Source organism: Bacillus alkalicellulosilyticus (assembly GCF_002019795.1).
GTDB lineage: Bacteria > Bacillota > Bacilli > Bacillales > Bacillaceae_F > Bacillus_AO > Bacillus_AO alkalicellulosilyticum.
In genome coordinates this window covers 3,317,979-3,331,109 of record NZ_KV917381.1, presented here as the reverse complement: position 1 = coordinate 3,331,109, position 13,131 = coordinate 3,317,979, and the positions used below count along the sequence as shown (strand labels likewise).

General features: G+C 37.7%; 14 protein-coding genes. 8 read left to right on the top strand and 6 right to left on the bottom strand.

Features of this window, described 5'->3' with window-relative positions:
* The first annotated feature begins 205 nt into the window (after positions 1-205).
* The 3 genes from BK585_RS16750 to BK585_RS16740 all read left to right on the top strand — a co-directional run bounded on the left by BK585_RS16750 (position 206) and on the right by BK585_RS16740 (position 3,335).
* Positions 206-1,219, top strand: a complete 1,014-nt coding sequence (locus BK585_RS16750; protein ID WP_078555026.1) for an ABC transporter substrate-binding protein — start codon at positions 206-208, stop codon at positions 1,217-1,219.
* A gap of 75 nt (positions 1,220-1,294) precedes the next feature.
* Complete coding sequence (locus BK585_RS16745) at positions 1,295-2,305, top strand: FecCD family ABC transporter permease (protein ID WP_078555024.1); 1,011 nt, start codon at positions 1,295-1,297, stop codon at positions 2,303-2,305.
* A complete protein-coding gene (locus BK585_RS16740) occupies positions 2,298-3,335 on the top strand; it encodes a FecCD family ABC transporter permease (protein ID WP_078555022.1) in 1,038 nt (345 codons plus the stop codon). The genes BK585_RS16745 and BK585_RS16740 overlap by 8 nt, the downstream gene beginning before the upstream one ends.
* Before the next feature lie 405 nt (positions 3,336-3,740).
* On the opposite strand, the gene BK585_RS16735 is transcribed toward BK585_RS16740, so the two are convergent.
* Positions 3,741-4,559: an ABC transporter ATP-binding protein gene (locus BK585_RS16735; RefSeq protein ID WP_078555020.1), complete on the bottom strand. Its 819-nt coding sequence runs from the start codon at positions 4,557-4,559 to the stop codon at positions 3,741-3,743.
* A 243-nt stretch (positions 4,560-4,802) separates the two neighbouring features.
* On the opposite strand from BK585_RS16735, the gene BK585_RS16730 reads away from it, so the two are divergent.
* Together BK585_RS16730 and BK585_RS16725 are read left to right on the top strand one after the other, a co-directional pair.
* Complete coding sequence (locus BK585_RS16730; RefSeq protein WP_078555018.1) at positions 4,803-5,213, top strand: YtxH domain-containing protein; 411 nt, start codon at positions 4,803-4,805, stop codon at positions 5,211-5,213.
* 101 nt (positions 5,214-5,314) lie between these two features.
* Positions 5,315-6,436, top strand: coding sequence for a mechanosensitive ion channel family protein (locus BK585_RS16725; protein WP_245805854.1), 1,122 nt, complete (start codon positions 5,315-5,317; stop codon positions 6,434-6,436).
* A 54-nt stretch (positions 6,437-6,490) separates the two neighbouring features.
* Here the strand turns inward: BK585_RS16725 and BK585_RS16720 are convergent, their stop codons facing one another.
* Positions 6,491-7,480 (bottom strand): methyl-accepting chemotaxis protein, encoded by a 990-nt coding sequence (locus tag BK585_RS16720; protein WP_078555014.1) that lies wholly within the window; start codon positions 7,478-7,480, stop codon positions 6,491-6,493.
* Between the two features lie 222 nt (positions 7,481-7,702).
* Here BK585_RS16720 and BK585_RS16715 point away from each other — a divergent pair, with 222 nt between their 5' ends.
* The 3 genes from BK585_RS16715 to BK585_RS16705 all read left to right on the top strand — a co-directional run bounded on the left by BK585_RS16715 (position 7,703) and on the right by BK585_RS16705 (position 9,823).
* Positions 7,703-7,999 (top strand): HPr family phosphocarrier protein, encoded by a 297-nt coding sequence (locus BK585_RS16715; RefSeq protein ID WP_078555012.1) that lies wholly within the window; start codon positions 7,703-7,705, stop codon positions 7,997-7,999.
* A 54-nt stretch (positions 8,000-8,053) separates the two neighbouring features.
* Complete coding sequence (locus tag BK585_RS16710; RefSeq protein ID WP_078555010.1) at positions 8,054-8,914, top strand: SDR family oxidoreductase; 861 nt, start codon at positions 8,054-8,056, stop codon at positions 8,912-8,914.
* 330 nt (positions 8,915-9,244) lie between these two features.
* Positions 9,245-9,823, top strand: coding sequence for a hypothetical protein (locus tag BK585_RS16705; RefSeq protein ID WP_078555008.1), 579 nt, complete (start codon positions 9,245-9,247; stop codon positions 9,821-9,823).
* A 90-nt stretch (positions 9,824-9,913) separates the two neighbouring features.
* Here BK585_RS16705 and BK585_RS16700 read toward each other — a convergent pair whose 3' ends face one another.
* Genes BK585_RS16700 through tenA form a run of 4 tightly spaced genes read right to left on the bottom strand, consistent with a single transcriptional unit; the run spans position 9,914 to position 13,128 of the window.
* Positions 9,914-10,969 carry an ABC transporter substrate-binding protein gene (locus tag BK585_RS16700; RefSeq protein WP_078555006.1) on the bottom strand — a complete coding sequence of 352 codons (1,056 nt, stop codon included), beginning with the start codon at positions 10,967-10,969 and terminating at the stop codon, positions 9,914-9,916.
* Positions 10,966-11,721: an ABC transporter permease gene (locus BK585_RS16695; RefSeq protein WP_078555005.1), complete on the bottom strand. Its 756-nt coding sequence runs from the start codon at positions 11,719-11,721 to the stop codon at positions 10,966-10,968. The genes BK585_RS16700 and BK585_RS16695 overlap by 4 nt, the downstream gene beginning before the upstream one ends.
* On the bottom strand, positions 11,718-12,458 hold the full coding sequence (locus BK585_RS16690; RefSeq protein ID WP_078555003.1) for an ABC transporter ATP-binding protein: 741 nt from the start codon (positions 12,456-12,458) through the stop codon (positions 11,718-11,720). The genes BK585_RS16695 and BK585_RS16690 overlap by 4 nt, the downstream gene beginning before the upstream one ends.
* Entirely contained in the window at positions 12,451-13,128 is a 678-nt protein-coding gene (tenA, locus tag BK585_RS16685; protein ID WP_078555001.1) for a thiaminase II, read from the bottom strand. The genes BK585_RS16690 and tenA overlap by 8 nt, the downstream gene beginning before the upstream one ends.
* Positions 13,129-13,131 lie beyond the last annotated feature (3 nt).

Here is a 13,131-nt window from a genome sequence, read left to right as displayed (position 1 = left end):
AATAAGAAGTACATTTATTAAAGCACTTTTCAAAAGAGGGCAGTGGCTTCGCACATCGCAATTAATCAAAGACGGCTTTGCCGTTTTTCTTATGCATCATAAGAAAATAATGTAAAAAAGGTATTGCATTTTATGAGAATGATAATTATAATCAACTATGTTGATAATGATTATCAAACTCATTAGGGTAAGAGAGGGAAACTATATGTCCAAGAAAATGTTTTCAGTATCAAATCTAGCCATTGTATTTGCTATTCTTTTAGCGATGATGTTCATTGCTACAGGTTGCGGTAGTACAGATTCTAATGCACCAGTAGAAGAAACACCTGAAGAAACACAAGAAGAACAGCAAGAAGAAGTTTCAAATAATGATAGTAGAGAAATTGTACATGCGATGGGAACAACAGTCGTAGAAGGAACACCACAACGCATTGTTACGTTATATCAAGGAGCAACTGACGCGGCAGTTGCATTTGGAGTAACTCCAGTTGGAGCGGTTCAGTCTTGGGTAGAACAACCTTTTTATGAATACTTACGTGATGATTTAGAGGGAACAGTTGATTTAGGAGAAGAAAATCAACCGAACCTTGAAGAAATTGCAAAACTAAAACCGGATCTAATTATCGCTTCACAAATGAGACATGAAGAAATATATGATCAATTAACTGCGATTGCCCCGACAGTAACGCATGAAACAGTCTTTGTATTTGAAGAAACAGTGGAACTTATGGGGAAAGCAATGAACAAGGAAGAAGAAGCTAACCAGCTATTAGCGGATTGGGATGCTAGGGTTGCCGACTTCCAAACGAAAGCTCAGGAAACGTTAGGTGACGAGTGGCCGCTAAATGTGTCTATTCTAAACTTTAGAGCAGACCATGCACGTATTTACTTTACTGGATTTGCAGGCTCAATTTTAGCAGATTTAGGGTTTACTAGACCTGAAAATCAACAAAGTGAAGAATGGGGCATTATCCTAGAAGATAAAGAAGCAATAACAGAAATGAATGCAGATATCTTCTACATCTTCAATGAGGATGACCCTGCGGTTGAACAAACATTTGAAGAATGGAAAGCACATCCACTTTGGGCTACGTTGGATGCTGTGAACAATGACCAAGTGTATATGGTAGATGCTGTGACTTGGAACATGGCAGGTGGAATCATCGCTGCGAATTTAATGCTAGATGATGTATATGACAGATTAGGGTTAGAAAAATAAATGAATCATTAGGCAAGGAGGAGAGAGTGTACTCTCACTCTCCTTGCCATTTCTCTTGTAGAAAGGGAGAGAATTATGCGAAAATTTAGAAAGATTCCAAAACTAGTAAGCTTGTTATTTCTCATTTTAATGTTTTTAATCACATTTTGTTTAAGTATTATGCTCGGAAAAATTTCGATTCCAGTAACAACCGTTATAGATGCTTTTGTTAATTTTGATGGTACAAGTACAGAGCATATCATTATAACAACAACTAGATTGACACGAGCAGTACTTGCAGCTGTTATTGGGGCAAGTCTAGGAATTGCAGGAGCTTTAATGCAGGCATTAACAAGAAATCCGCTCGCATCACCTGACCTGCTCGGTATAAATGCGGGAGCGCTTTTTTTTATTGTTTTTGCGATTACTTTTTTTTCATTGACTTCATTAGTTCATTACATGTGGATCGGCTTTCTCGGAGCAGGAATTGCCGGGGCTTTTGTCTATATACTCGGATCAGTTGGGAGAGATGGACTAGCTCCTGTTAAAATTGTTTTAGCTGGTGCAGCGATTACCGCATTATTTGTTTCGTTTACACAAGGGCTATTAGTTATCAATCAAGAAGGAATTCAAACCGTTTTATTTTGGCTTGCAGGTTCAGTAGCTGGGCGAACACTGGAGATGCTGTACCCGCTTATTCCATTTTTTATAGGTGCAGCAATCATTGCCATGTTTTTAGGTCGACCAATTAATATATTGTTATCTGGTGAAGATATTGCCAAAAGCTTAGGGCAGCGGACACTTATTGTAAAACTTTTAATTGGAGTTGTTGTGATTGTGCTAGCAGGAGGGTCAGTAGCACTTGGGGGAGCCATTGGGTTCATTGGGCTGATTATTCCTCATATGGTTCGCGGGATGATTGGTGTCGATTACAGGTGGGTGATTCCATTTTGTGGGTTTATGGGCGCTAGCTTATTGCTTGCCGCGGATATTGTAGCACGGTTTATTATCATGCCGCAGGAAATGCCAATTGGAGTAATGACGGCATTAATAGGTACGCCATTCTTTATATATATTGCACGTAAGGGGTTAGCTAAACATGCGTAGTTATCACGTTCGAACGAAAAATGATACGATTTCGTTTCTAGTTGAGAAATCCTCACTTAAAGTTATTTTTATGTTAGTAGCGTTTTCTGTTATGGTCTTCTCATTAGCGTTATCTGTTGGAAGTACGTGGTTATCTCCGTATGCAGTCTTTTCTCATTTAGTAGGGATAGGAAGCGGGGAACACGACTATATCATCCACACGTTGCGTCTACCACGTGTTCTGACGGCATTTTTAGTAGGAGCAGCTTTAGCTGTTTCAGGCCTTATTTTGCAAGGAATTGTTCGAAATCCTCTAGCCTCTCCAGATATTATTGGAGTTACTGGTGGAGCTTCAGTCGGAGCAATAACGTTTATTATTACGCTACAAGGCACTGTCAGTATTACATGGCTTCCATTAGCTGCGATACTAGGTGCAGCCATCGTTTCTGCCTGTATTTATGCGTTGTCATGGAAAAATGGAATTACTCCGTTTCGTCTTATCCTAATTGGAATTGGCATTGCTGCTGCCACAAAGGCACTTACGATGATGCTATTAGTCATGAGTGAAATCGGTGTTGCTAGCAAAGTGTACATATGGTTGACCGGAAGTGTATATGGAGCAAGTTGGCAAAATGTGTGGACACTTCTTCCGTGGGTAGTCATTTGTATAATGCTTACGTTGCTGTTAGCGAGAGTCGTCAATGCTAAGGAACTGGGAGATGATGTTTCCCAAGGATTAGGAGTAAGCGTGCAAAAATTTCGTTTTCTTTTGTTAGTTTTGAGTGTGGCGTTAGCAGGAGCAGCAGTATCTGTTGCTGGAGGAATTGGCTTTGTCGGTTTAATTGCACCACACATCGCTAGAAAGTTGATAGGTCGTTCTTTTGGGAGTCTCATTCCGGCTTCAGCACTTATAGGAGGTCTATTAGTTGTCATTGCAGATATTATTGCAAGAACAGCCTTTTTGCCACTTGATATTCCAGCGGGAGTTTTTACTGCTGCAATTGGTGCTCCTTTTTTTATTTATTTATTATTTCGGAAGAAAAACATGTAAGTTTGTGGAGGAAGCATGGGGGGTTGGGTTATTCGAAGAAGAAAGAAAAGCATAAAAATTAAGTTGTTCATAGATACCCTGCAGGATGACTCATGGAAGAGCAAGGGCTTCGCACACTGCGCGTGTTTTACAAGAAAGGCACTTGTAAAACACTTTAAGTAAGGCAGCGGCTACGCTCCTTGCTTCTAAAAAAAGGGAGACTTTGTGAAGCCACTGAAAAAGTACAAACCAACTTTTTCAATGCCTTTGATTATGGTTCCAATGGCTCCACCAGTTGCCCGCCAGCTACGAGAAACCCACTCGTAGCTGACTTAAAAAAATGCAACGGTTACGCACATTGCAAAGAGGGCACTGTAAAAGTTAAAAACCGAACTTTTACAGTGCCCTCCGACTTTGTCGCTTTTTTTATGTTCCTGTTAATGCGGTTTGTTTTATTGTTCTTCCACGTCCATATGGTATGCATAATGGTGTACCAAAAATTGGGTCGTGTGTAATTTGGCATTCCATTTCAAATACAGCTTGAACGGTCTCTGGTGTTATCACCTGTTCGGGCGGACCTTGTGCAAATATTTCTCCACACTTCATTGCTACAAGGTGATGGGCGTAGCGACAAGCTAAATTAATGTCGTGTAGCACCATAACAATCGTTCGGTTTTCTCTTTCATTAAGTTCAAATAATAGGTCTAATATTTCAACCTGGTGAGTCATATCTAAGTATGTTGTAGGTTCGTCTAATAAGATGATGTCTGTATCTTGAGCTAATGTCATCGCGATCCAAGCTCGTTGTCGTTGTCCTCCAGATAGCTCTTCAACTGGTTGGTCTTTTAAATCGAGTAAACGAGTTTTTTCAAGAGCATCTTGCACTTTCTTTTCGTCTTCCTTCGACCATTGCTTTAACCAAGTTTGGTGGGGATATCTGCCTTGTTTTACTAACTGGTACACAGTAAGACCTTCTGGTGCTGTTGGTGATTGTGGCAGGATGGCTAATGTTTTAGCTAATTTTTTAGTTGCAATGGTTGCCATATCTGTACGTTCTAAAAGGATATCACCCGTTTTTGGTTTCAATAAGCGAGCCATTGACCGAAGAAGCGTTGATTTGCCGCAGCCGTTACTTCCAACGAAAACGGTAATTTTACCTTTAGGGATGTTTATAGATAAATTCTCAATAATCAAATTTTGACTGTAACCGAGAGATAAAGATTGCGTGGCAATGATATCGTTCATTGAAATACCTCCTATAAAACATATAAAAATGATACTCATTCTCAATTAAGTTTAATGATGTTTTGGAGGATTTGTCAATGAAAAATGCATAGAAAGTGGTAAAAACTATCACTAAATATTTATCCCTTGACAATCTAGCGCTGAACCATTCTTGAAGCCACTTTTCTTTTTGTCCATAGGATGCATAAAAACCTATTCTTTTCCGCATTCTAAGAAAATGAAAAGGTGAAGGAGGAATTTTATATGTTCATGAGAAAAAAACGTTCAGGAAATGGGATGCTGATGGGTACCCTTATCGGAGGAGTCATTGGAGCAACAGGAGCATTACTCTTAGCACCGAAAAAAGGAGAAGAGCTTCGTCAGGACATTAGGAAGCAATTTGAGCAAAGTGAACAAGGAAAAAATGTTTCACATATGCTCCTCGAAATGGGAAGTGAGTGGACGGCTGATTTGTTTGACGAAATGAATTCTACTGATAAGACTAGTGAAAAACAAGATAACCAACACCAAAATCAAAATGATCATTATAAGAAAAATGAACAATCTTCCGCAAATAATACAGAACAAGATGGTGGAGATATTGGAAAGCTAATTCATGAAGTAGTAGAAGACGAGTCATTGGAAAATGATGATACTATGACCAAAGGCGAATAAGCCTTTGGTTTTTTCATATCAATTTGTTATTAAATGGAGGGCTAAATATGGTAGAATAGCGGTAATGTTGTTGAAGTTGTGATGGAATGGACGGGGTAATATTGGAAATATGGGAAACGGTTATAAATTCATTATATCGTGTATCATGGGTAGATATTGGAATAGCTATTGCTATTTTTTTAGTGTTCCATGTCTTTAGAAAGTTGTTTACCCGCTATTTATTTCGATTAATTATTAGGTTGACGAAAAAAACGCCAACTGATTTATTAACGAATTTATTTTTAGCTTTTGAAAAGCCGTTGCGTGTGTTTTTTGTTATTATTGGTATTTATCTAGCATTGTTATATTTACCTTTCAATGTTCCCGCCTCAAGGTATGTAACGAATGTGTATGAGGCTTTATTGATTTTATTAGTAGGGTGGGGCTTATATAATTTTTTCTCCACAAATTCAGCTATTTTTTCTAGTTTTTTTACACAAAGTGTTGATGTAGAAGAAGAAAGTATGTTAATTCCTTTCTTATCTAAAGTGTTACGTTTTTTAATTATCATCTTAACGTTTGGGATATTTTTAGGCGCTTTGGGTTACGAAGTAAGTGGCTTGGTAGCTGGACTTGGTCTTGGTGGACTAGCTTTTGCTTTAGCGGCACAAGATACGGTTAGTAATTTTTTTGGTGGGGTTATCATTATTACTGAACGGCCTTTTAAAAAAGGAGATTGGATTGAAACTCCTACTGTTCAAGGTGTTGTTGAAGATATAAATTTTAGAAGCACTAAAATCAGGACGTTTGCCGATTCAGTTGTCACCGTTCCCAATTCAACCTTAGCGAATGAACCGATTACAAATTGGTCGGAGATGGGAAGACGACGAATTACGTTTAATCTTGGAGTGACCTATACAACACCTAGAAGAAAACTTGAAGTGGTTGTTCGTAGGATTGAAGAATTGCTGTTACAGCATCCAGAGGTCCATCAGCAAACAATTATGGTCCGATTTAGTGAATTTAATAATTCAAGTTTGGATATTTTCATTTACTTTTTCACGAATACTACAATTTGGCCTGAGTGGCTGAAGGTGAAAGAAGATATTAATTTTAAAATTATGGATATATTAGAAGAAGAAGGCGTTGCAGTTGCCTTTCCAAGTCGCAGTGTGTATTTTGAGAATCGGCTTCAAAAAACGGAAATAAATGATATAGAAAACGGGATAGAGCATGAACAATAATAAAAAACCAGTGTGAAGTTATAAAACTTCACGCTGGTTTTTATTCTTCTAAATTTATGCTGTTTCTAATTCTTCTTCTTTTGAAGGCGCAACTTGTGCAGGGGCTTGAAGTTGACCAACGCTGTCTTTAAATGCAGCTTCGACGCGGTCTGATTCTTCAATATGTTGTTGAATTAATTCATTTGCTTCTTCAAATGCAGCAGTTGTCGATTGTACTTCTGCCACTACTTTTGCACTTAATTGGTCTTGATTTTTAATTGTATCTAATACATCAGTTACTTCTGAACGGACGCTTTCAATGGCTTCCAAGATTTCAGAAATACTTTCTGCCGTTAAATTACTATAATCGATTCCATCTTCTACAGCACGTAGTGTATTATTAGAGTCTTCTTGAGCTTTATCTGTTTCTTGTTGGATATGTTTAATTAACTCGTCGATACTCTTCGTACTTTGTGCAGTGTTTTCCGCTAATTTTCTAACCTCATCAGCAACGACCGCAAATCCTTTACCATGTTCGCCAGCACGAGCTGCTTCAATGGAAGCATTAAGAGCTAATAAGTTCGTTTGTTCAGCAATTTCATTAATAACTTTGACAATTCCTTCAATCTCTTTTGAACGAGAGCTTAACTGTGCCATACTCGTTGCAGTTTGTTTTGATTCCTCACCAAGCTTTTGAATGAGCAATTGAATCTTTTTAACCGCTTCTTGACCAGCAGTGGATTTATCAACCATCATATCAGTTGAAGAAATTAAAGCTTCACCTTTGCCTGTCATAACAGAAGAAGTATGTCCTAAACTTTCGCTTAGACCATTTACAGTTTCGAACTTTCCTTGTAACTCTTGAATCACCTTAGCAAGTGTCGAATGTTGTTCGTTAACAGACGTAGATTCTTGCATTGCTGCTACTAGATTCGTAGAAATCTCTTCTACCAATTTGTTCGTCCATTCATCCTTCTCAGTAAGCTGTTGTTCAAGTTCGGCAACACGTTTTTCTAAATTTTGCTTTTCAACTTCTATTTTTTTAAACTGTTTTCCTTTAAACAAGGATAGTCACCTCGATTTCATTATAAGTCAAGCATTAAGTCTTAAGACTATAATACCATAAGATTTCAATAATAAAACATTTAAATTAAAAACTTTTTGGGATTTGTCGAAAAAAACAGATAAATAAAATTGAAAAGTAAACTGTGATGAAATGTTACACCATTATAGAGAGAGTAAAAACCAATTTATATAATTGGGGAAACAGAAGTTAGGAGTGAGAGAATGAAAATAGAGCAAACCGTCTTCTTAACTCAACAAATGAGCTTACCAAAAATCATTGAGCTTATTGTTGAAAATGAACATTTCCAATGTGAAATCACTGTAAAGAAAGAGCGTAAAGTCTGTAACGGTAAAAGCTTGTTAGGTTTAGTTTCATTTTTGCTCTTCCTAAAAGTCGGAGATGAATACCAAATCATTGCAGATGGTCGTGATGCCAAAATTGCTGTGAATCATTGGTGCAAAAGAACCAGAAATATAAAGGAGAGAAATAAAAAAGTAGAGCGTTTTTACTTTAACTAGCTGTTTTTTTACTCTTCCACTTATAATAGAGAAAAAAGCTATGGGAGATCGAAGATGCCAAAAAAATTAGCTATTATTACGGGTGCTGGAAGTGGGTTTGGTCTTGAGACTACGATAGCTCTGGCAAAACAAGAATACAATGTCATTGCAACAGTTCGGAGTTTACAAAGGGCCACACAATTAATCGAAAGAATAAAAAAAGACCAATTACTCTCTGATGTTGACGTAGTTGAAATGGATGTTACAAATAAAATTCAAGTCAAGGAAGTCATTTCAAAAATAGAAAGTCAATATGGAAGAGTCGATTTACTGGTGAATAATGCGGGGTTTGCGTTAGCTGGATTTGTAGAAGATGTCTCAGAGGAAGAATGGATTGAACAATTTGATACTAACTTTTTTGGGGTTGTGCGTGTAACAAAAGCTGTATTACCGATGATGAGACGCCAGAAGAAAGGTAGAATTCTCATGATAAGTAGTATTAGCGGAAGAGTTGTATTACCAGGTATTGGCCCTTACGCAACTTCAAAACATGCGCTTGAAGCCTATAGTGAGAGCTTAAGATTAGAAATGAAAGAGGTAGGAATTGATGTCGTCATCATTGAACCAGGCTCATACCAAACAAATATTTGGAAAACCGGAAAAAGGATAGCCAAAGCATTATCAGATAAAACATCACCCAATTATAAAAAGTTTAAAAAACTTGAACAAAGTGTAATAGAACGGGAAAAAACATACGGCAATAAGGAGGAGGTCATAAAGGTCATTATTCAGGCCGTGATAGCAAAAGTACCTGCTTTTAGGTATAAAGTAGGAAAAGGAGTTTTAGTAACGATTTTAATAAAGCAGTTATTGCCTTGGAGTTTATGGGAAAAACTTGTAGTAAAACAAATGGATAAATTATCTTCGAAAAAATAGAAAATAAGCAAGGTATGAGAAAACAACTTGCTTAGGGTGGGACAAAAGGAAAATGAAGAGGGCACTGAAAAAGTTAGTTTAACTATTTCAGTGGCTTCTAAATATATCCTTTGTCCCACCTTTTTTGTGTTTTTTTATAGTGAAAAGGTAATTTAAAAGTGGATAAGTTTTTGGTGAAACTTTCTTGGGTGATTTCACGTCTAATGTAATGTATGAAGAAAAAATAAAATCTAGTAAAAAAATGATATAAATTATCGTTTTAGTGAATAAGAATTCTAGTAATGGGTAAGAGATGAATATAGAGTATGAATAGCCAAAGAGGTGAGTATCTTGAAATTGAACTTATTATCATTCGTTATAGTATGCCTTACATTGCTTGTAGTTGGTTGTGGCCAAGGAGATATAGAAGAAACTCAACAATCAAATGAACACCATGTAAAAGAAGTCACTGAAGCCAATCTTCCGTCATTGGTTACTAAAGTAGCTGCTGAGACGGTTAATCCTTCGTCTGGAATAGATTTCAGTTGGATTGAGCAAGGATATGATGGTCGTCTTGATGGGATACCAATTGAGTTAAATGCCAGCCGCCAGAGAGTAATTGATGAGATGGGAGAGCCTTTAGATTCTGGTTCTTATGAAGGTGGCGAATTTCTAGATTATGGAGAAGTGACATTTTTTATTAACCCTGAAAGTGAAACAGTTGTAGCAATAGCAGTACCGGTTTCGCATTTTGAAATTGATGCAACTACGTTATACCGTAACTTAGGTACACCAGATATTTCTGAACTTGATCACATGGAGAACCTATGGACCTATCATTATGAAATAGGTGACAATGTTTTATTATTCGAAGCTGAAGAGGAAGGTGGCACAATTATTTATGCATGGTTGCGAACAGCCATCCAATAACACCAGGACCGTTCCATTAATTATAAATGTATGTTCATAAGAAAAAAGCGTTCCACCCTCAATTGGGGTAGGAACGCTTTTTGAATATCATTACTCCACAATATTTACAAAAATTTCTTCAGCAGAAGGTGCTTCATCGACTAGCCCAGCTTCAACTAACCATGTAATAACCTCTTGCCATGAATCTTCAGTTTGACTACCAAAACGTTCACCGTTCTCCTCCATTTTTGGGAGCAGGATTTCTAAGCTTTGGTCTTCAACAGCACGGCTTAATGGGAAGTTAGCTTGGTCTTGATTCGCGAAAAGGATATCTAAGCTTTGTGCAGGTTCATTTTTCATCAATTCATAGCCTTTTGTTGCTGCACGCCAAAAAGCTTCAATATCTTCTTTTCTTTCAGCAAGGGTTTCTTCATTAGTAACAATGACTAGTTCATAATAAGATGGAACACCAAAATCAATGGGATTAAAATATCGAATGTCATGTCCTTGTTCTTTTAATACAGGGTATTCATGGTTAATATAAGTACCAATGACAGCGTCGACTCTTTCGCTGACAATGGAAGAACCAAGCTCAAATCCTACATCGACCATGTTTACTTCTTCAAAGTTACCGCCATCAGCTTCAACCATTGTTTTTAAGATTGGAATATTTACTGGAATTCCAGGATATCCAACACTTTGACCAACTAAATCACCAGGAGTTTGAATTGGGCTATCTGCCATCACCATTAAATGATTTAAAGGTGAACGAACAATCGCAGCAATTGAAACGACTGGAACATCCATTGCTCTGGCCATAATGACATCTGGTTGATATGTAATTCCTAGAGTTACTGCTCCTGTAGCAGCTAAATTAATTGGGTCTGTTGGGTTGGCAGGGAAACGAATGGTAACATCAAGTCCCTCTTCTTCAAAAAACCCTTGTTCTAATGCAGCATATAAGTATGAATGAACAGCATTCGGATACCAATCTAACATAATGTCCATGCTTGTTAATTCTTCATTTGTCTCAACTGCCTCAGTGTCCTCAACTTGTTCTGGTGTACTGTCTGACTGACTTTCTTCGACTGGGGCCTCCGTACCTCCGCAAGCAGCGATAGTGATAACGAATAATAAAGCTAGTAACATCATTGTAAGTTGTTTCATTGTGTTTTCCTCCATTTTAGTAGATAAGATTCAATTGCTTTTACGAGTAAAAATAAAACAATTCCTAGAAAGGATAGCCAAACAATCGGAGCAAAAACTCCGGCACCGTCAAACTGCGTCATCATACGACGACTAAAATATCCCAGCCCTGCATCTGCCCCAAGCCATTCCCCAATTGCAGCCCCGATGACGCTTAAGGTAACCGCGACCTTTAAGCTTGAAAAGAAATAAGGAAGAGCAGTAGGAACTTGAATTTTAAAAAAGATATGTCTTTTCGTTGCACCCATTGTTCTTACTAAATCGATATACTCTTTTTTTGTGGAGCGTAGTCCGTCAAATGTTCCCACAGTAATCGGGAAAAACGTAATGAGAATGGTCACAACGACTTTACTCCAAATGTCATATCCAAACCAAAGCACAAAAATAGGTGCAAGCGCAATAATAGGGATGGTCTGTGATGCTATCACTATTGGAAAAAACGTTCGTTCCGCCATTGTATTCATATTCATCCATACGGCAAGGCCGACACCAAACAAGATAGAAAGGGATAACCCAAGTAAAATGATTTTTAAGGTCGCAGGTAAATGAACAAAGAATAATAAATCATGAAGATCAATCATTCTCAGAAAAATATCGCTTGGGGTTGGAAGGATGTATTTTTTATCATATTGTCCTGCTCCAATTTCCCAAATAACCAACAAGCCTGCAATGAGAATAAAAGAACCCAGATAGTTTTTTAAGTGCCGCATCATAGCTTCACCTGCTGACGCAACTGTGCAATTAATGAGCTTTTCAGCTCTACCATTTGAACATCAAGCATATTTTCAAGTGTTCGGGGTCTATCCAGCGGAATCTGAATTTCTGTAAAAGTAGATAGCGGCTTTTCGGTAAATAGAAAAATGCGATCCGATAAAAACAAGGCTTCATCCACATCATGTGTAATGAACAAAATTGTTTTCTTGTAATGTTCCCATTGTTGTAGCAGCCACTCTTGCATCGATAATCTAGTCATTGCATCAAGGGCGCTGAATGGTTCATCTAATAGCAATAAGTCACCACTACTTAACGTGGCTCGTAAAAAAGAAGCTCGTTGTCTCATTCCACCGGAAAGTTCATTTGGGTATTTATGCTCTGTTCCTACTAGACCAAACTCATGGAAATATGGTGCAGCTTTTAGTCGTGCTTTTTGCTTTGAATATCCCTTTATTTCCAACGGTAAAATGACGTTTTCAATAATTGTTCGCCAATCTAACAACAAATCCTGCTGTGGCATAAAACCAGCATCTGAAGGAGCACTAATAGTCCCTGCACTTGCTCTTTCAAGACCAGTAATTAACCTGAAAATTGTACTTTTTCCAGAACCACTCGGACCTAAAATACTTACAAACTCTCCTCTATCAATGGAAAACGAGACTTGATTTATAATCTGTTCCTCCTTTTCATAAGAAAACGAGACATTATCAAAGGAAAGTAAGTTGTCGTTATTCATCAGTAGGCCACATGTCTTGCTTGTAAGACATATCCCAGAACATGTATTCATAACGACTTGTATTTAAAAAGATATCTTCTAAATTAGCAAGCTCAGTTTCAGACATCCCTGTTGTTAATTGGTTCATTAATGTAATAAGCCAGTCAGCTAATTCACCAAATTCATCTGAACAGTACATACTCACCCATTCGCCGTACACTTCATGTTCAGTAGCACCAGGTATTTGGGATAGTTCTTTGCCAATTTCAAAGTAGCTCCATGTGCAAGGTAGAACAGCAGCAACCAGCTCAGCCAAGGATCCACGTTGTGAGATATTTAACATATATCCGCTATAGGCAAGGGTGATAGGTGCGGCTTTAGTTGCTTCTAACTCCTCAGCTGAAATTCCTAAGCGCTCGGCATATTGACGATGCAAATCCATTTCAACATTTAAAGTAGAATCTAGTAGCTTTGCAAAGGTAGACATCGTTTGAAGGTCAGTTGCCTTCAAGCTGCCTAATGCAAATAAACGAGCGTAATCAATTAGATATAAATAGTCTTGACGCATGAAAAATTTAAAGCTTTCAAGATCTAATGTCCCGTGACCAATTCCTTGAACAAAAGGATGGTCGTGGCTTTGTCTCCAAATTGGTTTTGCTTTCTCATGTAATCGGTCAGTAAATACCACCATTTC